Raw genomic sequence first — 26,931 nt, forward strand, 5'->3', positions numbered from 1 at the left:
CTGCCCGCAACACGGGGGATATAATGGATTTCCCACACCATGCCTACTGTTCATTTGAGTAAGGGTGTGATAGGTGCGTTGAATGCCCATCGTGGGGGCTCCAACCTCTTCACCCCATAGCCATGCGATAACGATGACACAGCACAACGCGCGATTCATCTCCCGTCCGATACCCGCCATTCTGGCGCTCACCGCCTTCCTGCTTTTCGCTTTGGCGGTGACTCCGCTCCCGGGGTTTGCCGCTGCCGAACCTGCACCCACGGCGACGGCAACAGAGCAAGAGCCAGAAGCACCGGCCTCCGAACAGTGGCAGATCAAGGCTGACAAACTGTCCGCCCAGCACGACACTGAAATTCTTGAGGCCGAAGGCAATGTCCACCTCTGGCAGGGCAAACAGTTCCTGAAGGCCGACTTCGCCCGTTACTACCGATCTACGGGTTGGGTCTACCTGCGCGGCAATGTCGAGGCCGTACTCGGCAAAGACGAGATGGAAGCCGAAGAAGCTGAATTCGACCTGCGTAACAAGACGGGTTGGCTCAATAACGGGCAAATTTTCACCCCCACGCAGAATCTGTACTTCAACGGTGAACACATCGAGAAGCATCAGGGCGACACTTACAGCTTCAAGAATGCTACCGTCACGGCTTGCGATGGCGATGAAAAAGCATGGTCCATCGACATGGTCGAAGGCGAGGTCACCCTCGAAGGCTACGCCTGGCTCTGGCATCCCAAGCTCAAAGCCGGTGACTTCCCCGTCTTCTATTCGCCGCTGGCCATCCTGCCAGCAAAAAAGAAACGCCAGAGCGGACTGCTGATGCCCGAATGGGGAACCAGTTCGCGGCTGGGCACCTTCTACAACCAACCCTATTTCTGGGCCATCGACGATGAATCAGACGCAACCTTCTATTTCAACTATATGAGCTCGCGCGGCTACCAGCAGGGACTGGAGTATCGCCATACACCAGACACAAAGACCAAAGGCCTGTGGAAACTGGACATCATGCGCGACAACGTCGTGGATGACACCGAAGCCGACGAAGACGGTCAATTCGACAACGACGGCCTGACACGTTCCAACAGCAGCCGCTACTGGTTCCGCAGCAAATACGACGGCTACCTGTTCACACCGGACTGGATCACGAAGCTTGATATTGATTGGGTCTCGGACCAGAACTACCTGCGTGAATTCGACAACGGAATGTTGGGCTTTGCCGAAAGCGACAAGATCTTTCTGGATGAATTCGACCGCGACTTGGACAACGCCGATGATGAGACACGCGAATCCACCCTGCTCATCAACCGTTCATGGGATTATGGCGGAGTGGCCCTGAAATCGCAGTGGACTCGCAATCTGAATTTTGAGAACGGTAACAACAATAGCAGCGAAAACGATACCGTCCAGGTTCTGCCCGAGCTTTCGGCATACCTCTGGAAAACGTCATTGTGGGAGACTCCGCTGGAAGGCCAACTAGATGTCAAGGCTTCCAATTTCTGGCGTGAATACGGAACCACCGGATCCCGGCTGGATATCCACCCCAAGCTGAGTTTGCCCGTTGCCTATCAGGGCATATCAATTATTCCCACCATCGGAGTCCGCGAGACGGCCTGGATGACAGACAAGGATGCGGGCAGTCCCTCCACGGAAACGGACAACGACGCCACCGCAAGACTCCTCCTCGATGCCAACATCACTGCCTTCACCGAGTTTTACAAGGTCTTTGATCTTGGAGGTGAAGACGAGCTTATCCGGCATGAGAGTTTCACAGGCGAAAGCCGTTGGACCAAACTCAAGCACTCCATTCAGCCGCGGATCGAATACGACTGGAAACCCTACGTCAGCCAGACGGAGAAACCTTTCTTCGATGAGGTCGATCGAATTTCGGCCCAAAACGAATTGGTCTACTCCCTAACCAACCTCTTTGACCGCCGCCGGGAAACCGTAACAACGAAGGAAATTGAAGGCCAAGGCTCGCTCACGGCACTCTCCACCGACTACTTGGAATTCATGCGTTTTCGCCTCGAGCAGGGTTATGACCTGCGCGAAGCTACGCGCACAGACGAGCGCGACGAGTATGCCAGACGCCCCTTCTCGGATGTCATGGCCGAGTTATCATACACACCGCGGGAATGGCTGACCTATACCCACCGCTCGTTCTTCTCCCCCTACCTCGGGGAATGGACCGAAACCAACGACTCCATCCGGGTCAGTTGGGATGATGTGGGTTGGTTCAGAGTCCGTTACGACTTCAATCGTGCCATCGACGAATACAAACGCCAGGACCAGAACCAAATCAGACAAATCAGATTCGACACCTATTTGAGCCTGTTTGACCCCTGGTACATCGGCGTGGGCTATCGCTCCAACCTGAAGACAGGAGCGACACTGGAAAAACTACTCACGCTCATCTACCGCCACCAGTGCTATGCCTTACACTTCTTGCTTGACTCTACGGAGAATGACACCCGCATCGAAGCTCGCATCGTGCTGATGGGCATCAGCTTCTAGCGTCACCTTTTCGCAATAATCAACGCGCGAAACCAAATGGTTTCGCGCGTTTTCTTTTGCCTTCTGGGGTTTTCGGCCAGCAGCCTTTCCGGTACACTCTGACCATGCCAAGCAGCACCCCAAAAAACAAACGTCCCATTCAGGTCATGCCTCCCGAACTGCAAAATCAGATCGCAGCGGGAGAAGTTGTCGAGCGCCCGGCGTCGGTACTCAAAGAGCTCATGGAAAACAGTCTAGATGCCGGGGCAACAGCCATCGACGTGAGCATAGACCAAGGCGGACAAGGCCTGATTGAAATCCTCGACAACGGCTGGGGCATGGCTCCCGACGAGATGGAGTTGGCACTGACCCGTCACGCCACAAGCAAAGTCACCGACATCAGGGAGTTGGCCACCATCGACAGCTTCGGCTTCCGAGGCGAAGCCCTGCCATCCATTGCCTCGGTCTCGCGACTGACCCTGACTTCCATCACGCAAGACCGGGACGAAGGCTTCGAAATCAAGTTGGATGCCGGACATATTGCATCCAAGGGACCCGCCGCACTCCGCTCAGGCACCCGTATCACAGTCCAGGACTTGTTTGTCAGCGTCCCGGCTCGTTTAAAGTTCCTGAAAACTCCTGCCACTGAGGCCCGCCGCTGTCAGGATGCCTGCTTCCGACTGGCATTAGCCCGTCTGGATGTACGCCTGACATTCACCTCGGGCGGCCGAAAGATATACACCTTCCAGGCCGGGGAATCCCTATCCAAACGACTTTCTCAGGCCTGGCCCCCGGCGGTGACCGATGTTCTGCACCCCTTCGACTATCAACGCGACGAATATCGCGTGCATGGTGTCACCGGGGACCCTCAGGCAGCCCAAGGCAGAGGCGATCGAATCCTGCTGTATGTCAATGGACGTCCGGTTCAGGACAAAATGCTGCTACGGGCCGTGCGCGACGCCTATTCGGGCAGGCTGCTCAGTCGCGAGTACCCACAAGCCGTTGTGTTTGTCGAAATTCCCGCGCATGAAGTGGATGCCAATGTTCACCCGGCCAAGAATGAAGTTCGTTTTCGCAACGAGAAATCCGTCTTCTCAACCGTACGCCGTGCCATTCTCTCTGCTCTGGATCATACCAATTCCTCCGGCCCCGGCATGGGCAGCACATTCGCCAGCGAAACAATCCGCCACGACAATCATCGCGCGCGCAATCCCCTTGGGGCCAGCGGCAGTGCCGCATCGCAATCCTATTCCAACTCCCACATCACATCTCTGAGCAACAAATTCAATCACGCGACAGAACGTAAGCTGACGTTGGATATTGCCCCACACCGTTCCAGCGCCGACGGAAATCATTGGCTTGAGGCCGACATGGTCGCCAGTGCTCCTGCCGGGGCAACATCGATAACTGCCGCCGCCCCCCCCGTCGCCTCCGGCCCAGAAACTTATCTGGGGCAACTGGCGGACACCTACCTCATCCTGCGTGGCGAAGACGGAATGCTTTCTCTCATCGACCAGCATGCCGCCCACGAACGGGTGCTTTTCCACAGCTTCGAACATGCAGGACAGGGCGGCGACAGCCAGCCTCTGGTTACCCCGTTGCAATTGCCCCTGCACCCTTCCGAGGCCTCAAGACTTCAGGAACTTTGGACGGACCTGAAGCAACTTGGTTTCGACATGCGGACGCCAACGCCTGAGACCCTGTCAATACACGCCATTCCAGCACTGCTGACGGCTTCACGAGCCAAGGATTATCTCCGTGCTGCCATCAGCGGGCAGGCCAAAAACATTCGTGACCTGTGGGCCATGATGTCCTGCAAGGCTGCCATCAAGGCCGGACAATCCCTGGCCAGAGATGAAGCCCTCTCGCTACTCTCCACCTGGCGCACGACCCCGGACAAAGACTATTGCCCACACGGGCGCCCCATTCGGATTTCATGGAGCCTCAGTGAATTGGAGCGTCTGTTCAAACGCAAAGCCTAATTGGACCGCTCCGAATGTATCGATGATCTCCCCAACCCTCGGTTTTGCTTGCACAACACTTACGGGCAGGGGTATATCTTCAAGTCATGGACCTACCTGTTTCAGCTCCCGCCCCCTTGAACAAGGAGTGCTTCAGATGCAATTGACCGTTGAAATTTCCGGATACAAAGATGAAATCGTGATTTCCTCCGTGCCCCAGGCCTTTCTGGCCAAGGTTGTACGCCATTGCTACGGCAAAAATAACACCCCCTACTTCGCACACAACTGCTTCAAGGGTGTCCTCTATTTCGATGAGGGATTATCCCGAAAATTCGCCGAATCGGTAGGCTATGAATGGAAAGGTTGGTGGGACGAAAACAGGTTCTATCACGGCTCGGCTTTTGTCCTGGATGACAGCATGTCCATTACCGTCAAAATCGACGGTGAATCCATTCAGGAAATCTATCCCAACAAAATCGCCGTTGATGAAACACCTGTCTCCCCTGCTCCGATGCTGTCCCAGATCAACAAGGACGAGTTGCTCATTCTCATGGGCTCGGTGGACAAGGGCACTTTGAATTGGACCCTTGACGATGTGAAGGGTGACTTCAAACCCTCCCTGCTTAGCGTTTGCGTTGAAACCTTCCCCAGCTTCGGCCTGGAAGATCGGTTGCTCTCCTCCATCACGTACAATGGAATCCCTTTGACCGCAGGAACCGACACCACCAAGGGCAAGCGAATGATCGAGCCCGTGGTACTCAACCCACAAGGCGACGACCTGGACCTGGATGACATGATCGAAGGATTCGAACTGGAATAATACTGATCGGGAGGCCCTTTCCATGCCCGGCGAAGATAAGCGCGCAGCGCCACGTTTCAGCCTGAAGCTCAAAGGGAACAGCGCAGCCTACACCGCCGAAGTAGCCCAATGCGGTACGGTACACTGCGAACTACTCGACGTCAGTTCAGGTGGGCTACGTGGTCGCTTACTGAATCCCGATACACTCGACACCCCGCTTGAGCGTGGCCTAGTGATCGAGCTCCAGTCCTTTGCCTCTGAGAGATTGGAATTCATGCAGGACAAAACTGGCACCATTGCCTGGTATAACCAATTGGGTAGCCAATTCGGAGTCAGATTCGACGACAACCTGCCCAAGGATGATGTCGAAGCCCTGATCTTCCATTTCTCCTCTTTCTTCGGCTAAGCCGATTCCATCGAAAAAAGACCGCTTCCTAATGGGAGCGGTCTTTTCTTATCTTTGAGTAAACTATGATTGCACACCAAACCGACGCATATTGGACAGATACAAGGGGCGGAGTGCATCAAAGTAACGCTATCAGTGCGGGAATTTCAACGGCCTACAGGTAAGGATCGGCCTGTGCCAAATAATTCTGCACATAATCCCTTGCTGCATCCTCCAGGCTCGTGAACCCAACCGGACAACCAGCTGCCTTGAGCTTGTCCACGTTGGCTTCGGTATAATACTGGTATTTGCCCTGTAACTGTTCGGGCATATCGATGTAGTGGATATCCTCGGGCACATCCATTGCTGCAAAGACAGCCCGGGCCAAATCGTTCCAGGTACGCGACTGGCCGGTGCCGACGTTGAAGACTCCACCAGTCTGAGGATTCTCCAAAAGCCACCACATGACCTCCACGCAGTCCTTGACGTACACGAAATCCCTTTTCTGTCCCCCATCCTCATAATCGGGATGATAGGACTTGAAGAGTCGCATGGTCTCGGTTTCACCAATCTGCTTGTAAGCCTTGCAGATCACGCTTCGCATATCGTCCTTATGATACTCGTTTGGTCCGAAGACATTGAAGAACTTCAGACTCGCCAAGCGCCCCATGCAACCGGCCCGAAGCGCCCACAGGTCGAACAACTGCTTGGAATAACCATACATATTCAGAGGCTTCAGGCTGGGAATCAGTTCTTCATCATCCATAAAGCCCAGTTCACCATCGCCATAAGTGGACGCCGACGACGCATTGATGAATCGCGCATCGTTCTCCAGACACCACGAGGCCAGGGTCACGGAATAACGATAGTTGTTCTCCATCAGGAAATCGGCATCGCGCTCGGTAGTGGAAGAACAGGCCCCCATATGCGTGATGGAATCGACCTCGAACGGCAATTCATCGTGCAGAATCATGTCCAGAAAATCGTCGCGATGAAAATAGTCCACGTAGCGACGGTTGACGAGATTCTTCCATTTCTCGGTCTCGCCCAGGTTATCCACGATGATGACATCGTCGATACCCATCTCATTCAGCTTCCAGACAAAAGCGCTGCCGATGAATCCAGCTCCGCCGGTAACAATATGCATACGTTCTCCTGTGGTCAGTAAATGTCTCGTATAAGGTCCGGGCTTAGCCGGAACGGCCCCGTCATACACCGCAGTCGTCCGAAGGGCAACGCACCGGGATACGGTACCTTCCATGAGACATGCTCTTGTACAAGTCGACTTCCGCTCACAATCACACCGACGGCATCGCATCAACTCAGAAGGACAAACAATCGATTTTCACTTGTGTCCAAGCCCAATATTTACTAATTCGGCAGGTCTCACCATAGGAGAAGGAACATGCTTGCAATTCTCGACTATAAGGCTGGCAACCAGACCTCGGTCCGGCGAGCCCTTGATAATCTGTCCATCCCCTGCCGCATCACGGCAGACGCCGAAGCCATTGCCAGGGCCGACGGAATCATCTTCCCGGGCGTGGGCGCTGCGGGACAGGCCATGGGCAATCTGACCTCTACGGGACTGAACGAAGTCCTGGCCGAACAGGTCGCCGCAGGCAAACCCCTACTGGGGATTTGCGTGGGTTGCCAGATCATGTTGGATTACAGCCCGGAAAACGACACCAAGACACTGGGCATCGTCCCCGGTGAATGCCGACTGTTCAACCCTGGTTGGCTCGATGAAGACGGCCACCCCATCCGTGTTCCCCATATGGGCTGGAATAAAGTCGCCCTCAATCATCCCGAGGAACGACTGTTCCGTGGCATCGACCCCAATTCTGAATTCTATTTCGTCCACAGCTACTACCCGGCACCGGCCGAAGAATACATGCTGGGCATGACCACCTATGGCGCAGAGTTCTGCTCATTCCATGGCCGCGAAGGCTTGTGGGCCGTACAGTTCCACCCTGAGAAGAGTGGTCGACCAGGTCTGGCACTGCTATCCAACTTCGCCCAGTACTGCAAGGAGGTGCGTGATGCTCAGTAAAAGAATCATCCCCTGCCTCGACGTGCGCGATGGCCGCCTCACCAAGGGCATTAAATTCAAGGATAATGTCGATATCGGCGACCCGGTGGAAACTGCTCGCGTCTACTATGAGGAAGGCGCGGATGAGTTGGTCTTCTACGACATCACCGCCTCCCACGAACATCGCGGCATCATGCTGAACGTGGTGGAGGAAGTAGCTAAACAGATCTTCATTCCGTTCTCCGTAGGTGGCGGCATCAATTCCCTCGAGGAAATGCGGGCCGTGCTCCTGGCCGGAGCCGAAAAGGTCTCCCTGAACTCACCTGCCGTAAAAAATCCGGACCTGATCAGCCAGGGTGCAGCCGCTTTCGGTTCCCAGGCTGTGGTCGTGGGCATGGACGTGCTGGCCGTCGACAAATCAGAGGCCTGCCCCTCCGGCTACGAAATCGTAATCCACGGTGGTCGCAAGCGCATGGGCATGGATGCACTGGAATGGGCAAAGACGGTTGAAGCCCTCGGGGCCGGTGAAATCTGCCTCAACTCCATTGATGCCGACGGCACCAAGGATGGCTACGAACTCAATCTGACCCGAATGATCTCCGAGGCCGTCTCCATCCCGATCATTGCATCGGGTGGCGCAGGCAATCCGGACCACATGGCTGATGCCTGCCTGGAAGGGAAAGCCTCGGCGGCTCTCATCGCCTCCATCGTTCATTACGGCGAGTATTCCATCAAGGATTGTAAAGACGTAATGAAAAAGCGAGGAGTGAAGGTCCGCGAAATCTGGTAGCCCTACATTCTTCTTCCCGCCAATCGGGAGCACTTCTCTTTCAACACAACAAAGCCTTCGCCAAACGACGAGGGCTTTGTCTTTTTCCAATTCAAACGCCATGTCCCCGATCGTGTTTTTATCATGTGCTAAAGTCTGACCAAGTCTCCCGCACTTGATCCCGATTGAAATTATCGGATATAGTTTCCTCGCAACTTAATCCGAGTGACACATCTGGAGAAACCATGGGTACCATCCACGCCGTATGCACCAGCACAGTCAAGCACCAGAAAAAGGAAACCGTCGACAAGGCTCTCCTTCAGGCAGGAATTGGCATGGTGGGCGACGCCCATGCCGGGAGCGAACGCCAAGTCAGCCTGCTTGCCTTGGAAGGCATCCAGCGCATGCAGGAGAAAATGCCAGAACTGGTTCCAGGGGATTTTGCCGAAAACCTGACTACGACAGGACTTCCGCTGGAATTGCTGAAGGTTGGGACAAAGCTCAGAATCGGACCGGACATCCGCCTTGAGATCACTCAAATCGGGAAGAAGTGCCACAGCAAATGCAACATTCACAAGACTGTGGGATATTGCATCATGCCCAACGAGGGAATCTTCGCCAAAGTCGTCGTTGGAGGCATGGTCAAACCTGGTGACTCCGTCGATATCACCGGGAGTTGAGTTCCCGACAACACCAGCTTTTTCCATAAGTACAACTCCACAGCAGGTAAGGGCGCATAGTTCGCCCTTACCTGCTCTTTTTTGGGCGAAATCTTATTCCACGAGCTGAAGACAATCTAACTCATTATACTGATATTATTAAGAATCACTTTCTTGCATGGTCCTTGCTGTGTTTTGAATAGAACAAAACAACAAAAAGGAGGATACCGCCATGAAGATTGCCGTCAGCAGCACGGGAAACACGCTCGACAGCGCCATGGACAATCGCTTTGGCCGTGCGGTCATGTTTATCATCTACGACACGGAAACCGAGCAATTTACAATTATGGACAACTCAAACAACTCTGCTCTTGGCCAGGGAGCCGGCATCCAAACGGCCCAGGCTGTTGCCGCAGCAGGGGCGACTCGTGTCGTCACCGGTCGCGTCGGGCCCAATGCCTTAGCAGCTTTGACTCAGGCTAAGATTGAAATCATGAGCGCAGCTCCCGGCACAGTAGCTCAGGCACTGGAACAGACCAAGAACGCAGAGTCTGGTGCGCAAACGACACCTCAACCCAATGCAGCAATGAGCATGGGCCAAGGCCGTGGCATGGGCCAAGGTCGTGGCATGGGTCGTGGCATGGGCCAAGGTCGTGGCATGGGCCAAGGTCGTGGCATGGGCCAAGGTCGTGGCATGGGCCAAGGTCGTGGCATGGGTCGTGGCATGGGCCAAGGTCGTGGCATGGGCCAAGGTCGTGGCATGGTTACGGGACGCGGTGGCCAAAACTAGTCCGACTTCACGACAGCTCTCTCACCGCCCCTATGTACACAAGCCAGAGGAGGCTTAATCAGCAAGTCTCAATAAACCAACGAAAAGGCCCACTCCAAACGGAGCGGGCCTTGATTTTTTATTCGAACTAAAGAGGCTTAGCGAGCTTCGTAGGTCCCGCTTTTACCACCACTTTTGTGCAGCAGACGACACCCCTCAATCACGATGTCCTTTTGCACGGCCTTGCACATGTCATAGACAGTGAGTGCTGCCACCTGAACAGCTGTCAGGGCCTCCATCTCAACACCGGTAGGACCGGCAGTACGAGATTCAGCCTCGATTCGCAAGGAGCAGGTTGCCTCGTCCGGTTCAAAACGGACATCCACGTAGGACAATGCCAACGGGTGACACATGGGAATCAGCTGATGCGTGCTCTTGGCAGCCAGAATACCGGCAACCTTGGCGGTCCCCAAGGCATCACCTTTGGGTAAAGCGCCTCCAACCAGAAGAGCATAGGTCTTACTCGAAAGCTTAACCCAAACCTCGGCAATGGCTACACGTCTGGTGGACGCCTTGTCTCCAACATCCACCATGCGAGCATTGCCTGAAGCGTCAATATGCGTCAGCTTGTCGCCCATTTTCAGTCTCCCATGGCCTTATCTTTAGCCCGCTTGAAAAAGCTCTTGGCCTTGTTCTTCAGCTTCTTGTCCTCCAGCTTCCAGAACTCTTCAAGGAGTTCCTCCTGACGCTTGGACAAACTCGTGGGAGTCGCCACAAGGACCTCTACCAGCAAATCGCCAGTACTCTGCCTATTGATAAAAGGCAGACCCAATCCACGAAGTTGGAAGACCTCGCCACTCTGGGTTCCCTTGGGAACGGACAGGGGGACGGGTTCATCCAGGGTGGGAACATCAACAGTGGCTCCAAGAGCCGCCTGCACCATATTGATTTCTACGGTGTGCACCAGATCCTGGCCCTGACGACGGAAGGTCTTGTCCTCATCCACGTAGATGACCACATACAGATCGCCTGAGGGGCCACCCAATTCGCCAGGTTCACCCTCACCGCGCAGACGCAGGCGCGAGCCGTTATCCACTCCCGCTGGAATGTTGACCTGCAGCTCGCGAGTCTCCTGAACAATGCCTTCACCCCGACACTTGGCACAGGGATTCTGGATTACTGTTCCACGGCCACGGCAAATCGGGCATGGAGTGGAGACTCGGAAGAATCCCTGGGCTTGCGTCACCTGCCCCGAACCGCCACACTGTTGGCAGGATTCAGGCTGACTGCCAGGCTCGGCTCCGCTGCCGTCACATTCCGTACAGCGCGCCTTGCGGGGAATCTTGAGTTCCATCTGATCGCCCTTGGCGGCCTGACGGAAGGATATCCTCAGATTGTACCGAAGATCGGCACCCTTGGTGGCACGTGGCCCACGCGACGGACCAAACCCAAACAGGTCGCCGAAGATATCGGAGAAGGAGCTGAAGATGTCGTCGGTATTGGAGAAACCACCATAGCCATTGCCATTGACCCCTTCGTGTCCAAACTGGTCATATCGGGCCCGCTTGTTGGCGTCCCTAAGCACATCGTAGGCTTGAGCGGCTTCCTTGAATTTTTCTTCGGCCTGGGCGTCATCGGGGTTGCGATCTGGATGAAATTCGAATGCCTTCTTGCGATAGGCTTTTTTGATTTCATCCTCACCGGCTTCGCGACCAACGCCCAGAACATCATAGTAATCTTTTTGACTCATGGTTTAGCTATCGGCAGTCTGAAGACCAACTTCAGTAAGTTTATCGCCAGGGATCACCTTGTGACCGGCAATCTCGCGCAGAGCGGTTACGGCTTCCTTGTTCTTGCAAACCACCAACGGCTCGTAGCCTTCGCGGTACTGTTTCACGCGCTTGATACCCATCTGGACGATAAGAAAACGATTGTTTACCTGGGCCAAGCAATCTTCCACAGTGATTCTAGCCATGGTCATATACTCCGTGATCACAACGTTGGACCCATGCGCGTCCGCACGAGCCTATTAAGTTCAATGCATGGGGGCTTCACTCCGCAAGCGGAGGCAGCATTCCCTTAAGATCCATAAACAAACGGCTATCTACCGGGTGAAAGGCCTTTTCGCCATATCTCCCAGCCCAGCACTGGCCACCGGGCAACCCGGAGTCCGTATAAAACACAAGATCAAGCAGTGGAACACCCTTCTCGCCCTTTAAAACGAGCCGAAGCGCCTGTTCCGCACTGGCAGGAAGTGCACCCACCGGACCGTATTCGTACTGCAAATCAGTAAGACGCCAGAGACGCATGTCAATGCCCGTCAATTCCCCAGCGCCTTCACTTCGCCAATTTTCACCATCACGACGGGCAATGAAAACACGTCCTGCATGGGTCAATTCAAGCCGCCGCACCTGCCCGAGTTCAACAAGAACAAGTCGACGGTCGATCAGCGAAAAAGCGTTTCTGTTTAATTTCTCAACCCGCTCCTGGTCAAGCAGAAAAAACACATCCTGTCGTGACGAGGAAACCATCCAGGGTTTTGAATCATCTAACGGGCGCCATAGTTTCAGAAAAGAATTTCGTCCGCCTTTCTGGCGCAAGATCAAAGCCAAATCGGGTAAACGCCCTTGTTCAGGGGGCATAGGGGCCAGACTTACAGCTTGCAGCGCTCCGAGTTCATGTAACCACAAATCCATAGCCTCGCGCTGAACTCGCGACGAGCCAAGGATATCCGGCTTGACGAATACAAATTCTTCTTTTTTGCGCTGAATCTCCCAGCCCTCGTGCATGCTGGACATGCGAATGACAAGGACATCTTCCACACTCAAGTCCATGAGCCGTGTATCCAAATACGCAGCGGGCAAACGGCCGAGCACATCTGCATAATCTTTTGATAGCACCATCAGGCCCGGCTTGTCCGCCATTCGTGCGAATACGCCAACGCCAGAACCATCGTCTCCTCCAATTTCCAAACGGGAGCGGCCTTCTACTGTAACGGCGGCTCTTGGCTGAAAACCACCCCCCGGACCGGCACTGTTTGACAGTCTGCGGATTGGCTTATTCAATGCCAGAAACTCCAGCAAAGCTTCGACCTTACGGGATTCGGCCAAAGGCAATACACCTCTGTCCGGTAACCGCAACCGCCATGCACCGTCCTGACGCAACAACTCAAAGACCCCTGAAGGCCCTTCGAGAATGACCCGATCTGCAGCCGCAGCACTATACTCGGGCCAACGCTCGTCCTGCGGAGCAGGAATCACAGCTTGCCTAGTCAGGACAATGCCAGCCGCAACCACGGCAATCAGAAAGAAGAAAACAAGAGCACCAATTCTCATAGCGATATAACCGGCCTCTGCCGGAACTAAAGATTCGCGGAGAAATCTCAAACGGAAGGGCCCCACAGCTTGAAACTACGGCATGAATACCGAACTGCGGCCCAATCACAGGCTATTACCTAAGGATTATTGACTATGCCCTGCACGCCTTTAATGTCAAGAATCGACGAGAATTCGATAAATTCGACTGAATCGCTCGGGATAGTTGCGTCAAGCCCAATGTTCATCTATTGATTCGCCCACAGGCCGTGTTTAGCGAATGGCCACATTCCAGCGACCGCCAGGAGGAAACGAATCATGGCTAGATGGGGCAAACTGACTTACGCCCAAAAACAATGCCTGGGCGCAACAGGCAAGCTCATGCAGCAGACCGAGATGGTGTATCCCGGAGCACGAATCGGTATCGCCGCATCGGGTGGCGTGGACAGTTGGCTGATGCTGAAAATTCTCACCATGCGCCAACGCATCGTTCCCTTCCCCTTCGAGTTGATGGTTCTGCATGTCAATCCAGGATTTGATCCTCATAACCATGCCCCATTGGCAGCATGGCTCAAGGAGAACGGCGTAGCGGGGCATATTGAACTGACCGACCACGGACTGCGAGCGCACTCGGATGAGAACCAAAAGAAATCGGCCTGTTTCTATTGCGCCCACCAGCGCCGGAAAAGACTTTTCGAATTATGCGATCAGTACAAACTCACCCATCTGGCCATGGCACACACGGCCGATGATCTTATGGCTACATTTTTCATGAATATTTTTGAGACAGGAAAGGTTCATGGCATGTCAATAAAAGAAGACTTCTTCGGTGGCGTGCTTCAAATGATCAGACCACTGATGTACCTGGAAAAAAAGACTGTTATCAAAGCTGCAAAGGATTTTGATTTGCCTGTCTGGCAAAATCCCTGCCCAAGCGCTGGCAAAACCAGACGCACAGAAACCGAAGATTGGTTGGCAGAAAGATTTACCCGAGACAAGCGCATCAAAAGCAATGTTTTAAAGGCCCTGCAGCGCTGGCAGCTTGACATAACCTTGAATACTAAATAAATATCGGTAAATTAGGTTCGGGCGTGAAGGATTTTATTCACTAACCTACCGGAACGCCGTATTTTTCGGAGGCTCATGCTTTCTAAAAAATATCACATCGTCGTCTTCAAGGGCAACGAAGGTTGCTCGAGAAAGCTTCGTGTTCGCGGCTGGATCATCGCTTTGATGCTTCTGCTGAGCCTTGGGCTCATCGGAAGCAATGTCTTTTTTTGGCGATACTTCGTCAACTATCAGACCGTAGAAAAATCATTCGATGATTCTCAGAAAACCGTGCAAGAACAACGTACGCAGCTTCTGTCTCTGGCTTCGAAAATCAAGACCCTGCAAAAAGACATCCTGCGAATTCGGGACTTTGACTCCAAGCTTCGTGTCATGATCAACATTGATCAGGACCGCAAGGGGGGCACCTCCCTTGGTGGAGCCGAGTCTTCCGACTTTACGGACAGCTACCTGCCCACCCATCGTCAGGAGCTCCTTGCCCGCAAGATGCACAATTTCCTGTATCAGTTGAATACAGAGGCCAGGCTGGAAGAAATCCGCCAGCAGGATCTGATGCAGGTCATCCGCTCCAACAAGGAACTGTGGGCCTCGACACCGAGCATCTGGCCTGTCCAAGGCTGGATTTCCTCGCGCTTCGGCTACCGCTCATCTCCGTTCACCATGCAGCGTGAATTCCACAAGGGGCTGGATATTTCCGCTCCCACAGGAACACCGATCTATGCTCCGGCAAAGGGGAAGGTCACTTTCACGGGGCGTGATGGCGGCTATGGCTTGGCCGTAACCGTTGACCACGGAACTGGTATCCTGACGCGCTACGCTCACCTGCATTCCGTTGCCATCAAGAACGGTCAGAAAATCACCCGCGGTCAACTCATTGCCTATGTGGGCAATACTGGCCGCAGCACCGGTCCGCACCTGCACTACGAAGTGCGGTTGAACGGCGTGCCGGTCAACCCCATGCGCTACATCCTGAACTAAGCGATTCGCACAGAATCAATATGGCCCTCCCGCTCCCTGCGAGCCGGAGGGCTTTTTCATTCCATCGACGGCGATGCCAAAAATTCGACTCCACAACCAACTCTAAACCCAGGACGCAAAAGGCTTCAACTATCTTATTTTATGGTATAAACACATTAGCCAAACACTTTGACACAGTGGCCCGCCCCTTGCATCTCCACCGGCATGGATCTGTTCAACTTCGACCCCGCAACCACTTTCAGCTTTCTACTCACCCTGCTTCGGGTGAGCATCGTTCTGTTTGTTCTACCATTCTTTGGCGGACAAACAGTGCCCAAATCAGTCAAAGGTGCCTTATGCCTGATTCTAACCTGGGCATTATGGCCACACTTATCCTTCCCTGGAGTTCTGCTTCCCAACCACCCATTTCAATTGGTTTTGATGTTCCTCGGAGAACTGGTCATTGGAATGACACTTATGCTTGTTGTGCGCTTCCTGTTTGCAGCCGTACAGATGGGCGGTCAGGTCATTGGTTTCCAGATGGGTTTTTCAATGATCAACGTCGCCGACCCACTCACTGGTCAGCAAGTCGTCATCACTTCACATTTTCTGTACATGACCACCCTGCTGACCTTTCTATCACTCGGTGGTCACCTTTATCTACTTGAGGGACTAGCCGATAGTTTTGCCCTGATTCCGCCCGGAGGTCTGGTTTTCACTGTAACAGCTGCGCACGATCTGATTAGATTTGCGGAGCAGATATTCAGCATGTCCATCAAAATTGCCGCCCCCGTCATGGGCGCCATATTCATGGTCGATTTGGCACTGGCTTTGGTCGGACGAGCCTCACCACAAATGAACGTCTTGATTTTGGGCTTCCCCATTAAGATCAGCGTAGGATTCTTCTTTCTTGGGGTCCTGTTCACAACCCTGTCCCTGCACGTGGAGGGCTTTATTGCCCAAATGGGGCCCATGTTCAGACATCTTTTAATGGCCCTAAGTTGATTTATAGATACCAAGCGAGTTTGAGCGATGGCCAAAGATCCAAGTAAAACAGAAACTGCGACTGATAAACGACGCAATAAATCTCGCGAGGAAGGCAACGTTCCCAAGGGCCAGGAACTGGGCAAGACCACTGTCCTGCTCGCAGGATTGATTGGCCTGACGGTATATATTGATGTTATCGCCAGCGAATTGAAAGTCATCTTCGCCTGGTTTCTGAGTACGGCACCTTCAACCGTTCTCAGTCCGTCCGGTGTCTACACTCTGCTCACTGATGTTGCTGGTCGCATTGCGTATATGACTCTGCCTGTCATGCTATTCATTGCCTTTGTGGCTTTCCTTACTCAACGACTTCAGGTTGGCCCACTCTGGACAACTAAAGTTCTCAAGCCCAAATTTGATAAAGTCCTTAATCCACTTGGTGGATTGAAGAAGTTAATGATCAACCCCAAGACGGTCATCAATCTTACCAAAAACCTGCTTCAAGCCATTGCCATCGGCTTTGCACCATACCTGGTGCTCAAAGAGGAAATTAACAAGGTCGGACCGCTGTTCTACGCCACCACCGAGGGCATCGCCGTCTATATCCTGTCCACCGGAGCCAAGATGGTCATCTACGCTCTGGTGCCCATGCTGATCATTGCCATCGCAGACACTTGGTATACTCGCTGGGATTATGAAGAAAATCTCATGATGAGTAAGGATGAGGTCAAAGACGAACGCAAACAGGCAGATGGAGACCCCAAGGTCAAAGCTGCTCAGCGCCGTAAAATGCTTCAGGCAATGGCCGAACGAATGATGCAGGATGTACCCAAGGCTGATGTGGTCGTCACCAACCCCACGCATATTGCTGTGGCTCTGCAATACAATCCTATGGTTGCTCCGGCACCTATTGTGCTGGCTAAGGGTGCCGAACATCTTGCCCAAAAAATTAAGGAAATTGCCAGAGAAAACGGCGTTCCCATCCGCGAGAACAAGCCACTGGCACGGGCCTTGTATAAGAGTGTGGAGATTGGAGAGGCGATCCCCGAAGAGCTGTTCCAAACCGTTGCAGCGGTACTCGCCCAACTCAACAAATTCAAGCGTCCCCAGCCTTAAACGGCAACTGTCCGGAATAACAAGAGGGTGTCAAGAATATGGCTTCAGCAAGTAGCACAATGAACATGAACTACGAGAAGTTCAGCAAGCAGGGCAATATCCTGCTCGCTAGCGGCGTGGTGACCATCCTGTTCGTGATGCTCATCCCGATGCCGACGATCTTCCTAGACATCATGATGACTATCTCCATTTCCCTGGCTCTGGTTGTGCTGGTCACTAGCCTGTTCATGAGCAGCCCCCTTGAATTCTCCATTTTCCCTTCCCTGTTGCTGGTCACCACCATGCTTCGACTTGCGCTGAACGTGGCCTCCACGCGCCTGATTCTGATGCATGGAGACGAAGGCACAGGTGCTGCGGGCAAAGTCATCCAGACCTTTGGCGAATTTGTTGTTGGTGGTAACTACGTTGTCGGTATTGTCATCTTTTTGATTTTATTCGCCCTGAACAAAATGGTCATCGTCACTGGTACCTCGCGTATCGCCGAAGTGGCCGCACGATTTACTCTGGACAGTCTGCCCGGTAAGCAGATGGCCATTGAGGCGGACCTGAATGCAGGACTCATTGACGAAGACGAAGCCAAGCTCGAACGCAAGAATATCCGCAGAGAGGCCGACTTCTACGGTGCCATGGACGGTGCGGGCAAGTTCGTGGCTGGAGATGTCAAAGCAGGCATCCTAATCACTGCCATCAACATCGTCGGTGGCATTTTCATTGGTATGGTCCAAAAGGACATGTCCTGGATGGATGCAGCCCAGACATACACCCTGCTGACCATCGGTGACGGTCTGGTCTCGACCATTCCGTCAATCATTATTTCCACCAGTGCCGGCCTCATCGTTTCCCGCGCCGCTGCCGAAGCACAGATGGGCGAGGAATTCCTGGCCCAGTTGACCTACCACACCCGTGCGCTGAAGCTGGTTGCCGGTATTCTGATTATCTTTGCCCTTATCCCCGGAATGCCGACGCTGGTCTTTCTGGCCCTGTCCGGATTGCTCTTCTTCCTGTCCCGCATGTCAGGTGACCAGCAAGACATCACTGCTCAGGCCGCCAAGGACAAGAAGAACAGCGTTCCGAGCCTGGACACCCCCGAGGAAGTGCAAAGCCTGCTGCCTCTGGACATGCTCGAACTGGAAGTGGGCTACGGTCTTATTCCTCTGGTGGACGAGGAGCAGGACGGCAACCTCCTGTCCCGTATCCGCTCCATTCGCCGCCAGTTCGCTCTGGACATGGGCGTGGTGGTTCCCTCTCTGCACCTGCGGGACAACCTGCAGCTCAAGCCGGGCCAGTACTCGGTCTTGGTCAAGGGCAACGAAGTCGCTGCCGGAGAAATCATGGTCGACCATTATCTGGCCATGGACCCGGGCGATGCCAAGCATCGAATCCAGGGCGTCGAAACTGTGGAACCCGCATTCAACCTCCCTGCCCTGTGGATTCCCCAGGCTCAGAAAGAAGAAGCTATGCTTGCCGGGTACACTGTTGTGGATCCATCCACAGTCATCGCCACACACCTGACCGAAGTCTTCAAGCATAACATGCATGATTTCCTGGGCCGCCAGGAAGTGCAGAGCCTGTTGGACAACCTTGCCAAGCGTGCCCCTAAGGCCGTGGAAGACCTCGTCCCCGGACTGTTGGACCTCGGAACCATCCAGAAAGTCCTGCAAAATATGGTTCGCGAATCCGTATCCGTACGCGACCTGCTCTCGGTGGTGGAAACACTGGCCGACTATGGCCGGTCCATCAAGGATCCGGATCAACTCACGGAATATGTCCGCGCACGCCTGTCGCGCACGGTCATCAAGCCCTATGTGGACAGCAAAGGTGCCCTGCCAATTGTCGTGCTTTCCCCTAACGTGGAGAGAGCCTTCAGCGACAATATCCGCCAGACGGATCAGGGAGCCTATCTGGCTATGGAACCCAATCTGGCCCAGCAAATCATCCAGAGCATCAACAACGCCGCCGAGCAGGCCGTTGGGACCGACGGTCAACCCGTTGTCCTGGCCTCTCCGGCTGTACGACCTCACCTCGCCCAGCTCCTCGTCCGCTTCATCCCGAATCTGCCCGTCATCTCCCAGGCGGAGATCCCGGCAGATGTGAAGCTGCAAACCTTAGCCAACATTGATGTGCCCTATGCAGGTTAAGACTTTCCATGGCAAAGACACCAAGAGTGCCCTCAATCTCGTGAAGGCGGAGCTTGGCCCCGACGCGGTGATCCTTTCCAGTCAGAAACGCTCCGAAGCCGGACGTTGCTGGTACGAAGTCACCGCAGCCCTTGACGGCGCCTGTGGTAGCGAACCGATGGCAGACAGCCCTGATCAGGACACAGGCCTTGCCCCCGGTTGGGGTGAATGGCACCGCGAATGGGATCAAATCAGATCCCACATGATGACACTCATGCGCCCCCAGATGGACTTCTCCAATCTGGCACCGCGCCAGCGCCAGCCCCTTGAGCACTTGGAGCGCGAAGGTGTTGGCGCTGGCGCTATCCTTTCGCTTCTGGCTGGGCTCAAGCATGACACCGACGCATCCATTCTTTGCCCACTGAGCAAACAGGTCCCGGTCAAACCCTTTGGACCCGACGAATGGAGCGAACGCGTTCATGCCGTTGCCGGTCCCAGCGGCGCAGGCAAAACGAGTGCCCTGTTGCGCCTGGCCATGCTGCACCACAACCATGCGCCCCACTCCAGAATTCTGGTCATCGACGCCGCTGGCACACAAGGCCAGGGCGGTCGTTACCTGAAGCACTATGCAGAGCTGGCCGGCATGAGTCACAAGACAGTCGAAAGCTCCAGGCAGCTGGTTGAACTACTGGATGACACCCGTCATTTTGACAGCATCTTCATCGATTTACCCGCTGCTACAGCGGCCATGAACCTGGATTCGCACCTGAAGCTCTTGGGACTGGCAAATCGCAATGACCTTGCTGTGCACTTGGTTCTCTCACCGCTCTATGCACCGGCACAGCTCAAAGAATATTTCCGGCGGCACAAATCCCCGAAAACCAAGTCCATCGTCTGGACGAAGCTCGATGAAGCCTGTAACTACGGGGACATCGTGAACGCGGCGTTCGCTACGGGACTTCCCGCATCCGCCCTGTCCTTCGGACCTGGCCTGCGCGGCACCCTTGTCCCGTCCAAGGCAGTAATGCTCTGGAAGCTCCTGTTCAAGAAGGAGCTCCCCCTTAGCCCCGTCGAGGAGAAACGTGGCAGATACGCTCACTAAAGACAGGAAGGCCCCCCGCGCAGGAAGCGCTGCCACCGTTCCCCAGGTCATTTCAGTGACCTCGGGCAAAGGTGGCGTGGGCAAGACGAACATCAGCGTCAACCTGGCAACCATGCTGGCCCGCAAGGGCAAACGAGTGGTGCTCATGGATGCTGATCTCGGCCTTGCTAATGTAGATGTACTCCTCGGGCTCACGCCGGAGAAGAACCTCTTCCACCTCTTTGAGGAAGGCGCCAAACTTACGGATGTCCTGCTTGATACACCCTACGGATTCAAGATCCTGCCCGCCGCTTCCGGCGTTGCCGAGATGCTTGAACTGGATACGGGACAAAAGCTGGACCTGCTGGAATCCATGGATGTCCTGGAAAACAACGTGGATTTCCTGATCGTGGATACCGGCGCGGGGATCAATGAAAACGTGTTGTACTTCAACCTGGCGGTTCAGGAACGTTTACTGGTGCTCACCCCCGAGCCCACATCCCTGACCGACGCCTATGCCCTGATCAAGGTCTTGAAGGCCGAACACGGGGTTCAGCGTTTCCGGGTGGTGGTGAACATGGCCAAAACACCGGCGGCGGCAAAAGAAGTTTATTCCAAGCTGCACAACGCCTGTGACCAGTTCCTTTCGGGTATCTCCCTCGACCTTGTCGGGGTTCTGCCCTTGGATCCTGGGGTGCGAACGGCCGTAATCAACCAAAAACCGTTTTCAGTCATGTACCCCGACGGCCCGGCGACTACGGCGCTCACGAACGTGGTCAGCAAGATAACCTCGTGGAAGGGAACGGCTCAGCTCGATGGCAACATTAAGTTTTTCTGGAAAAAGCTCCTCTTCCAAGACTGAGCCCTGGAAGTTCCTGGAGACCGGAGAGGTCATCTGGGAAGACTTCAGTGCAAGGGACAAGGATGAGATCGTCAGGCACTATGCGCCGAAGATCAAGATTCTTGCGCTCAGACTCAAGGGAAAACTGCCCCAGCAGGTAGAGCTCAACGAGCTCATCTCTGCCGGGTCTTTGGGGCTGATCGAATGCCTGCGCAAATACAAGCCCGAGCTGAACATCAAGTTCGAGACCTATGCGGAAAACCGCATCAAGGGTGCCATGCTGGACGAACTCAGACGCATGGACTGGTTTTCTCGTGGGCTACGAGCTCGTGTCCGCCAATTGGAAGACGCCATCCGAACCATCGAACACCGCACAGGCACAACGCCTACCCGCGACGAAATCATGGAGGTCACTGGCCTCTCCCGCAAGGATGTCGAATCGGGCTTGGCAGCACTGCAAAATCAGCTCTGCCTGTCGCTGGAAACCATCCAGGAACATTTCTCGCCGGAATCCAGCGCCCACCACGACAACGAACCATACCGCAGTGCGGCCCTTCAAGACGTCGTTGACAAAATTGCCGGTTTAATAGACGAATTGACGCTTCGAGAGAAACTGGTATTATCTTTGTACTACAGTGATGAGTTGAACATGAGGGAAACTGCCGAAGTTATGGGGATAACCGAAGGCAGAGTGTCACAACTCCACTCTCAAGCACTCAAAAAATTACGCAAAAAATTTAGAGCCGCCTACGGCCTCGAGTAAAAAGGAGACATACATGGCTTACGACAAAAACATGCGGGTCCTCGTTGTCGATGACTTTTCCACCATGCGCCGCATCGTTAAGAACATCCTTCGCCAATTGGGCTTCAATAATATCGTGGAAGCCGATGACGGTAGCACCGCGTGGGAAGTCCTGAACAAGGACAAGATCGACTTTATCGTCTCCGACTGGAACATGCCCGAGCTTCCCGGTATCGATCTGCTTCGCAAGGTTCGCGCCAGCGAAGAGTTCAAAGATATTCCTTTCCTCATGGTCACTGCTGAAGGCCTGCAGGAAAACATCATCGAAGCGGTCCAGGCAAAAGTGTCCAATTACATCGTCAAGCCCTTCACTGCGGAGACTCTTGGCCAGAAGATCGACAAGATTTTTGAAAAATAAGCATAACCTCAACGGCCCGGCGTAAATAAATGGTGCTGCTCGCTCCCGACACCGAGCTCGAGGAAGATCTTTCCTCCGTCATGGAGGAACATGATGGAGAGCCCAAAGCTGAACTTGATGCCGAGGAGCTGACCAAAGATCTTCCCAAGGAGCAGCAAAAGGTCGAATTGGACCTTGAGGATGCACCTTTTCTCGAAGACGACGACGATGAAGATGAAGAAGAGGACGAGGAGGAAGAAGTTCTCCTCGAGGAGCCCGAACCGGATGGCACTCCGGTTTGGTACAAGAACAGAAAGATCCAGATCGCCGCTGGAGCCATCCTGCTCTTGTTGGTGGGAGTCATCATCGGCACCCTGATCCTGAAGCCTGAACCGGAAGTCACCCAGCCAGAAGTCGAGCAGGAAACGCTGGAAGCCGAAGAAGCCATCCCGCCTCCGCCTCCTGAGGAGCCCGAGCCCGAGGAATACCTCGTTACCCTTGACCCGTTCTGGGTTGAGCAAAAAGGCGAGAACGACAAGATCCGATTCCTGGTCTGCCAGTTCACTGCCGTCACCCAGAACGAAAAGCTGTCATTTGAGATATCACAAAAGACAACAATCCTCCGGGATGCCGTCTTCTACTATCTCAAGAATAAGGATTTAACGTTCCTGTCCGATAAGAAGAATGCAGAGGCATTGAAAGCCGACGTCCTATCGGTAGTGAATCAATATTTAAGTGTCGACCGATTGGAGACCCTGCTTATCGAGCAATACCTGGTGAAATAGCATGTCTACGACGATCAACCTCCCCGTGCTTCTGGCACAACTGCCCCACCTGGCCAAGGTTGCCAGCGTGCAGCAGCAGGGTCCGAAGACGCAGGCCGAGTTTGCTGAACAGCTTTCTCGCGAACAGAGTGAACGTGCCAAGGATCAGGTTCAAAAGACAAAAGAGCAGGACAAGACCACCGTCACTGGTGATCAGGAAAGACAGGAAGCACAGCAGCGCAAGGCTTCTGACAAGCGCGAGCAAAAGCCCGAAGAAGAATCACAAGAAGAGGAAACTCTCGTCAAGTCTCCTTGGGCCGGAAACATCATCAACCTGAAGATATAGCAACACAATCAGGATACTCCCGTACATGTCTTCATCACTCGTCCTGTTGTTCCTCGTGAGTCTGACAGAGCTTTTGCTCCTTGTCGTCGTACTCGTTTTCTTCATGCGCCTTCGGCGCTCTGAAACTCTACTCAATACCCTTCAGGAAAAACAGGAATCACTGCTTCGGAACCTGCACTTCAACGCCGAACTGGAGCAGGAGCTTGTTTCCACCTTCGAGCAACGCCAGGGCGAACTCAGCCGATTGAACAACGCTCTCGAAGAACGCATCCAGGAAGTCAACAATCTGCTCAAACAGACCGAGCAGGTCTCACGTTCTCCACATTTCCTGCGCGAGGTCATTCTCTCGGGCAGACGCCAAGGCAAGACCATTCCCGATCTGGCCACCTCCACCGGCCTGTCCGTGGACGAGGTGGAACTCATCCTCGATCAAGCCAATCAGTAGCCGGAGGCCACCATGCGCATCTCCGGATGGGGTTCAAACAACAGTAGCGACTCTCGCAAAGAGCGTGAACGCTCTGCCGCGTTCCAGCGTCGCCACCGCATAGGCGAACGCGTCACAGGCAGAGTCTTGAAGCGGGAGCGATCAGGATATGCCTGGGTCGACTTCGAAGGACTTGAGCTGTTGGCCAACATCCAGTCCGATCCGGAACCCGGCAGTCGATTACTATTCCAGATCATCCGCCTTGAGCCAGACATCCTGCTCCAGGAATTACACGTTGCCCAGGCTCAGGGAGACCCGCTGGGGCCAGCGGTCAATCTCTTCTGGGCGACGAGAACGCGCTTTGAGTCCGCCTCGACGGAACTTCGCAAAGTACTGTCCGCCATGCCCGGCCCTGAACAACAACGTAAAGTAGTCTTTGAGCTCCGACTGGCTGAAGCTTCGGATCTGGCCCATGAGTTTCAACTCGTGATCAAAGCCCGCGACGCCGTCAACGCCCTGCTTGCCACTCGGGGAGAAGGACGCCTCGACTACCGCCCATGGCTGCTCCCTGACGCTTTGTCCGGCGAAATGCTCACCGTCAAACGCCCTGAACCATCCCCCGCGCAGGACCAAGGCACGGCCATCGAAGAAACGGCTTTTTCCTTTGCCCTACCGCCTCATGGACAATGTGAAATGCGTTTGATGGTCAGTCCGACCACAGCAACGGTCCGTCTCTTTCTGGAGCACACAGGACTGGCTCCGGCCTTTGAAAAAATACTGCTTTCATTTCTCTTCAGCGAGAAGTCCGTAGAGTTCTTCACTCCGACCAATCTCCCTCCAGAAGCCAGAGCAGGAGTCCTGGCCCCTCAGCTCTCCAGCGGGCAGGCCCTGCCCCGATTCGCCAGACGCATCTAGCCAGATGCGCCCCCCGCCAACTTGTCAACCTCCGGGTGGGGTGCTACACGCCCGGCAACGCAACAAAGCATCACAAGACCACGCATCCAATGACGCTCCGCAGGAATCAGCATCAAATGAACAGTACCTCCACCTTATCCATCGCCCCGGATGCCCCATGGCTTGCCCCCCTGGCTGGCTATTCGGACCTCTCCTTCCGCCTGCTATGCCGCGAAAACGGTTGCAGAGTCGCGGTCACGGAAATGGTGAGTGCCAAGGGTCTTTGTTACGACAGCAGGGGCACTTCCGAACTTTTGAAAACCACCCCCGAGGACTCCCCTTTGGTGGTACAACTCTTCGGCTCCGAGATTGAATTCATCGAACGTGCCATGCACACACTCATGGAGCAGGGAGTCCGCTATTTCGATCTCAACGCGGGTTGCCCGGTGCGCAAGGTCATCAAGACCGGTTGCGGAGCATCCCTGCACACCAATGTTGGCCTGCTGGAGTCCATTGCCGAGCGCATGGCCAAAATCGCAGGACCAGGCAACTGCGGAGTCAAATTCCGAAGAGGCTGGGTGGCCGGTGAGGACAACTACCTGGACATCGGAAAACGCCTTCAGGACGCAGGGACAGCCTGGGTCGCCCTGCATCCTCGCACGGCCAAGCAGGGGTATGCCGGTGAAGCCGATTGGTCCTGTCTGAAGGAACTTTCCAACACTATTGATATTCCAGTCATCGCCAGCGGAGATCTGATCACTGCCGAAGACGGCGTACGCTGCATCCGTGAAACCGGAGTTCAGGGTGTCATGTTTGCCCGGGGAGCGCTCTATGGGCCGACCATCTTCAACGACTACCTGACGCTGCTGCGCGGCGAAGTGTTGCCTCCGCGCACAGGCCAGGACCTGGCCAAAGTCATCCTGCGCCATGCCGAACTCTCCCGGGAACATCTTCCGGAACGCAAAGCCCTGCTCAAGATGCGCTCCATTGTCCCACGCTACGTCCGGCATAATCCCGGAGTCCGCAAACTACGGACTCAACTCATCAATTGCGACTCTTGGGAAGAGCTGGAATCCATGGTTCTCGATTTCCTCGAAGCCAATCATAGCGCAGCCTGATTTTTTCCTGTAAAGTCAGGGGAGCAAACGGACGAAAGGTATAATTATGAAAGTCATCCTCGCCGAGACCGCCGGCTTTTGTATGGGAGTCAGCCTCGCCCTCAAGAAACTGGACAGAGCTGTTCGCAAAGGCGGAGCAACCATCTGCACTCTTGGGCCGATTATTCATAATCCCCAAGTACTTGAGCATTACGAAAAGCTCGGCGTCAAACGCATCCAGTCTCCTGCAGAGGTTGAACCCGACACCGTGGTCGTCATCCGCGCTCACGGCATCCCACAAGACGTAGAGCTAGAACTGAAGAAACACGGTGTTGTCGTCGTGGATGCCACCTGCCCCAAAGTAAAGAAAGCGCAACTGCTGATTGAACGCCAAGCCGAACGTGGCCGGACCCTGCTCCTGTACGGCGAGGAAAACCACCCAGAGGTCAAAGGCCTGCTCAGTTACGCCAAAGACGATGCCGAGGTTTTCGATTCTCTCGAAGAACTTCAGGGGCACATCAACGAGAATCAGGAATATTTTCTGGCAGCTCAAACCACTCAGGACCGGGGTGTCTTCGAACAGATCAGGGACTACGCCAAACAGCAGAGCAACCTTAAACTGCCAGTTCTGGAAACCATCTGCGACGCCACCAAGGTTCGCCAACACGAAGCAGTCGAAGTCGCCAAGCGCGTTGACAAGATGGTGGTAGTCGGAGGGTACCAGAGCGGCAATACCAGACGCCTGGCCCAGGTGGTCCGTGAACAAGGCGTGGATTGCATCCATGTCGAGACAGCCGAGGAACTCAATCCCGAGGATTTTGCAGACTGTTCCCTTGTTGGCTTGACAGCAGGGGCCTCAACACATGATATTACTATAGATGAAGTCCGGGCCGCGCTTGAGGGTATGTCCTCGCGAGCGGATCACTGAATACT

General features: G+C 54.4%; 28 protein-coding genes. 23 read left to right on the forward strand and 5 right to left on the reverse strand.

Annotated elements, in window-relative coordinates; translation table 11 throughout:
- Nucleotides 1–133: 133 nt before the first annotated feature.
- The 4 genes from EL361_RS06180 (at nt 134) to EL361_RS06195 (ending at nt 5,651) form a co-directional block, all read left to right on the forward strand.
- On the forward strand, nt 134–2,506 hold the full coding sequence (locus tag EL361_RS06180) for an LPS-assembly protein LptD (RefSeq protein WP_172961652.1): 2,373 nt from the start codon (nt 134–136) through the stop codon (nt 2,504–2,506).
- Nucleotides 2,507–2,610: 104 nt separating this feature from the next.
- Nucleotides 2,611–4,467 (forward strand): DNA mismatch repair endonuclease MutL, encoded by a 1,857-nt coding sequence (gene mutL, locus EL361_RS06185; RefSeq protein WP_126377658.1) that lies wholly within the window; start codon nt 2,611–2,613, stop codon nt 4,465–4,467.
- A gap of 136 nt (nt 4,468–4,603) precedes the next feature.
- Entirely contained in the window at nt 4,604–5,266 is a 663-nt protein-coding gene (locus tag EL361_RS06190; protein WP_126377660.1) for a hypothetical protein, read from the forward strand.
- A gap of 22 nt (nt 5,267–5,288) precedes the next feature.
- Entirely contained in the window at nt 5,289–5,651 is a 363-nt protein-coding gene (locus EL361_RS06195; protein ID WP_126377662.1) for a PilZ domain-containing protein, read from the forward strand.
- A 154-nt stretch (nt 5,652–5,805) separates the two neighbouring features.
- On the opposite strand, the gene rfaD is transcribed toward EL361_RS06195, so the two are convergent.
- Complete coding sequence (gene rfaD / locus EL361_RS06200; protein WP_126377664.1) at nt 5,806–6,777, reverse strand: ADP-glyceromanno-heptose 6-epimerase; 972 nt, start codon at nt 6,775–6,777, stop codon at nt 5,806–5,808.
- A 258-nt stretch (nt 6,778–7,035) separates the two neighbouring features.
- Here rfaD and hisH point away from each other — a divergent pair, with 258 nt between their 5' ends.
- From hisH to EL361_RS06220, 4 genes are all read left to right on the forward strand, one after another.
- Complete coding sequence (gene hisH, locus EL361_RS06205; protein WP_126377666.1) at nt 7,036–7,680, forward strand: imidazole glycerol phosphate synthase subunit HisH; 645 nt, start codon at nt 7,036–7,038, stop codon at nt 7,678–7,680.
- Nucleotides 7,670–8,449 carry an imidazole glycerol phosphate synthase subunit HisF gene (gene hisF / locus EL361_RS06210; protein ID WP_126377668.1) on the forward strand — a complete coding sequence of 260 codons (780 nt, stop codon included), beginning with the start codon at nt 7,670–7,672 and terminating at the stop codon, nt 8,447–8,449. The genes hisH and hisF overlap by 11 nt, the downstream gene beginning before the upstream one ends.
- Nucleotides 8,450–8,673: 224 nt before the next feature.
- On the forward strand, nt 8,674–9,108 hold the full coding sequence (locus EL361_RS06215) for an MOSC domain-containing protein (protein WP_126377670.1): 435 nt from the start codon (nt 8,674–8,676) through the stop codon (nt 9,106–9,108).
- Between the two features lie 211 nt (nt 9,109–9,319).
- On the forward strand, nt 9,320–9,877 hold the full coding sequence (locus EL361_RS06220; RefSeq protein WP_126377672.1) for a NifB/NifX family molybdenum-iron cluster-binding protein: 558 nt from the start codon (nt 9,320–9,322) through the stop codon (nt 9,875–9,877).
- Nucleotides 9,878–10,014: 137 nt separating this feature from the next.
- On the opposite strand, the gene moaC is transcribed toward EL361_RS06220, so the two are convergent.
- The 4 genes from moaC to EL361_RS06240 all read right to left on the reverse strand — a co-directional run bounded on the left by moaC (nt 10,015) and on the right by EL361_RS06240 (nt 13,242).
- The gene (gene moaC, locus EL361_RS06225) at nt 10,015–10,494 is read right to left on the reverse strand and encodes a cyclic pyranopterin monophosphate synthase MoaC (RefSeq protein ID WP_126377673.1); all 480 of its coding nucleotides are present in this window, start codon (nt 10,492–10,494) and stop codon (nt 10,015–10,017) included.
- A gap of 2 nt (nt 10,495–10,496) precedes the next feature.
- Nucleotides 10,497–11,606: a molecular chaperone DnaJ gene (gene dnaJ / locus EL361_RS06230; RefSeq protein ID WP_126377676.1), complete on the reverse strand. Its 1,110-nt coding sequence runs from the start codon at nt 11,604–11,606 to the stop codon at nt 10,497–10,499.
- Between the two features lie 3 nt (nt 11,607–11,609).
- The gene (rpoZ, locus tag EL361_RS06235; protein WP_126377678.1) at nt 11,610–11,831 is read right to left on the reverse strand and encodes a DNA-directed RNA polymerase subunit omega; all 222 of its coding nucleotides are present in this window, start codon (nt 11,829–11,831) and stop codon (nt 11,610–11,612) included.
- A 76-nt stretch (nt 11,832–11,907) separates the two neighbouring features.
- Nucleotides 11,908–13,242: a DUF4340 domain-containing protein gene (locus EL361_RS06240; RefSeq protein WP_126377680.1), complete on the reverse strand. Its 1,335-nt coding sequence runs from the start codon at nt 13,240–13,242 to the stop codon at nt 11,908–11,910.
- Between the two features lie 246 nt (nt 13,243–13,488).
- Between EL361_RS06240 and EL361_RS06245 the strand changes: the two genes are divergently transcribed.
- The 15 genes from EL361_RS06245 to ispH all read left to right on the forward strand — a co-directional run bounded on the left by EL361_RS06245 (nt 13,489) and on the right by ispH (nt 26,926).
- The gene (locus tag EL361_RS06245; protein ID WP_126377682.1) at nt 13,489–14,238 is read left to right on the forward strand and encodes a tRNA lysidine(34) synthetase; all 750 of its coding nucleotides are present in this window, start codon (nt 13,489–13,491) and stop codon (nt 14,236–14,238) included.
- Between the two features lie 75 nt (nt 14,239–14,313).
- A complete protein-coding gene (locus EL361_RS06250; protein WP_126377684.1) occupies nt 14,314–15,216 on the forward strand; it encodes a M23 family metallopeptidase in 903 nt (300 codons plus the stop codon).
- A 204-nt stretch (nt 15,217–15,420) separates the two neighbouring features.
- A complete protein-coding gene (fliR, locus tag EL361_RS06255; RefSeq protein WP_126377686.1) occupies nt 15,421–16,200 on the forward strand; it encodes a flagellar biosynthetic protein FliR in 780 nt (259 codons plus the stop codon).
- A gap of 27 nt (nt 16,201–16,227) precedes the next feature.
- Nucleotides 16,228–17,295 carry a flagellar biosynthesis protein FlhB gene (gene flhB / locus EL361_RS06260; protein ID WP_126377688.1) on the forward strand — a complete coding sequence of 356 codons (1,068 nt, stop codon included), beginning with the start codon at nt 16,228–16,230 and terminating at the stop codon, nt 17,293–17,295.
- 38 nt (nt 17,296–17,333) lie between these two features.
- Nucleotides 17,334–19,433, forward strand: coding sequence for a flagellar biosynthesis protein FlhA (gene flhA / locus EL361_RS06265; protein ID WP_126377690.1), 2,100 nt, complete (start codon nt 17,334–17,336; stop codon nt 19,431–19,433).
- The gene (locus EL361_RS06270) at nt 19,423–20,514 is read left to right on the forward strand and encodes a flagellar biosynthesis protein FlhF (protein WP_172961653.1); all 1,092 of its coding nucleotides are present in this window, start codon (nt 19,423–19,425) and stop codon (nt 20,512–20,514) included. Before flhA ends, EL361_RS06270 begins: the two co-directional genes overlap by 11 nt.
- On the forward strand, nt 20,495–21,355 hold the full coding sequence (locus EL361_RS06275) for a MinD/ParA family protein (RefSeq protein ID WP_126377694.1): 861 nt from the start codon (nt 20,495–20,497) through the stop codon (nt 21,353–21,355). The genes EL361_RS06270 and EL361_RS06275 overlap by 20 nt, the downstream gene beginning before the upstream one ends.
- A complete protein-coding gene (locus tag EL361_RS06280; protein ID WP_126377696.1) occupies nt 21,309–22,097 on the forward strand; it encodes a FliA/WhiG family RNA polymerase sigma factor in 789 nt (262 codons plus the stop codon). The genes EL361_RS06275 and EL361_RS06280 overlap by 47 nt, the downstream gene beginning before the upstream one ends.
- A 13-nt stretch (nt 22,098–22,110) precedes the next feature.
- Entirely contained in the window at nt 22,111–22,494 is a 384-nt protein-coding gene (locus tag EL361_RS06285) for a chemotaxis response regulator CheY (protein ID WP_126377698.1), read from the forward strand.
- Nucleotides 22,495–22,523: 29 nt separating this feature from the next.
- Nucleotides 22,524–23,258 carry a flagellar basal body-associated FliL family protein gene (locus tag EL361_RS06290; protein WP_126377700.1) on the forward strand — a complete coding sequence of 245 codons (735 nt, stop codon included), beginning with the start codon at nt 22,524–22,526 and terminating at the stop codon, nt 23,256–23,258.
- A 1-nt stretch (nt 23,259) separates the two neighbouring features.
- Nucleotides 23,260–23,583, forward strand: a complete 324-nt coding sequence (locus EL361_RS06295; RefSeq protein ID WP_126377701.1) for a hypothetical protein — start codon at nt 23,260–23,262, stop codon at nt 23,581–23,583.
- Nucleotides 23,584–23,608: 25 nt separating this feature from the next.
- Nucleotides 23,609–24,028, forward strand: coding sequence for a hypothetical protein (locus EL361_RS06300; RefSeq protein ID WP_126377703.1), 420 nt, complete (start codon nt 23,609–23,611; stop codon nt 24,026–24,028).
- Between the two features lie 12 nt (nt 24,029–24,040).
- On the forward strand, nt 24,041–24,922 hold the full coding sequence (locus EL361_RS06305) for a hypothetical protein (protein ID WP_126377705.1): 882 nt from the start codon (nt 24,041–24,043) through the stop codon (nt 24,920–24,922).
- Between the two features lie 116 nt (nt 24,923–25,038).
- A complete protein-coding gene (locus EL361_RS06310) occupies nt 25,039–26,019 on the forward strand; it encodes a tRNA dihydrouridine synthase (RefSeq protein ID WP_126377707.1) in 981 nt (326 codons plus the stop codon).
- Between the two features lie 46 nt (nt 26,020–26,065).
- A complete protein-coding gene (gene ispH / locus EL361_RS06315; RefSeq protein ID WP_126377709.1) occupies nt 26,066–26,926 on the forward strand; it encodes a 4-hydroxy-3-methylbut-2-enyl diphosphate reductase in 861 nt (286 codons plus the stop codon).
- Nucleotides 26,927–26,931 lie beyond the last annotated feature (5 nt).

Origin of the sequence: Desulfovibrio ferrophilus, assembly GCF_003966735.1 — a bacterium.
In the GTDB taxonomy this organism is placed as follows: Bacteria; Desulfobacterota; Desulfovibrionia; order Desulfovibrionales; family Desulfovibrionaceae; genus Desulfovibrio_Q; species Desulfovibrio_Q ferrophilus.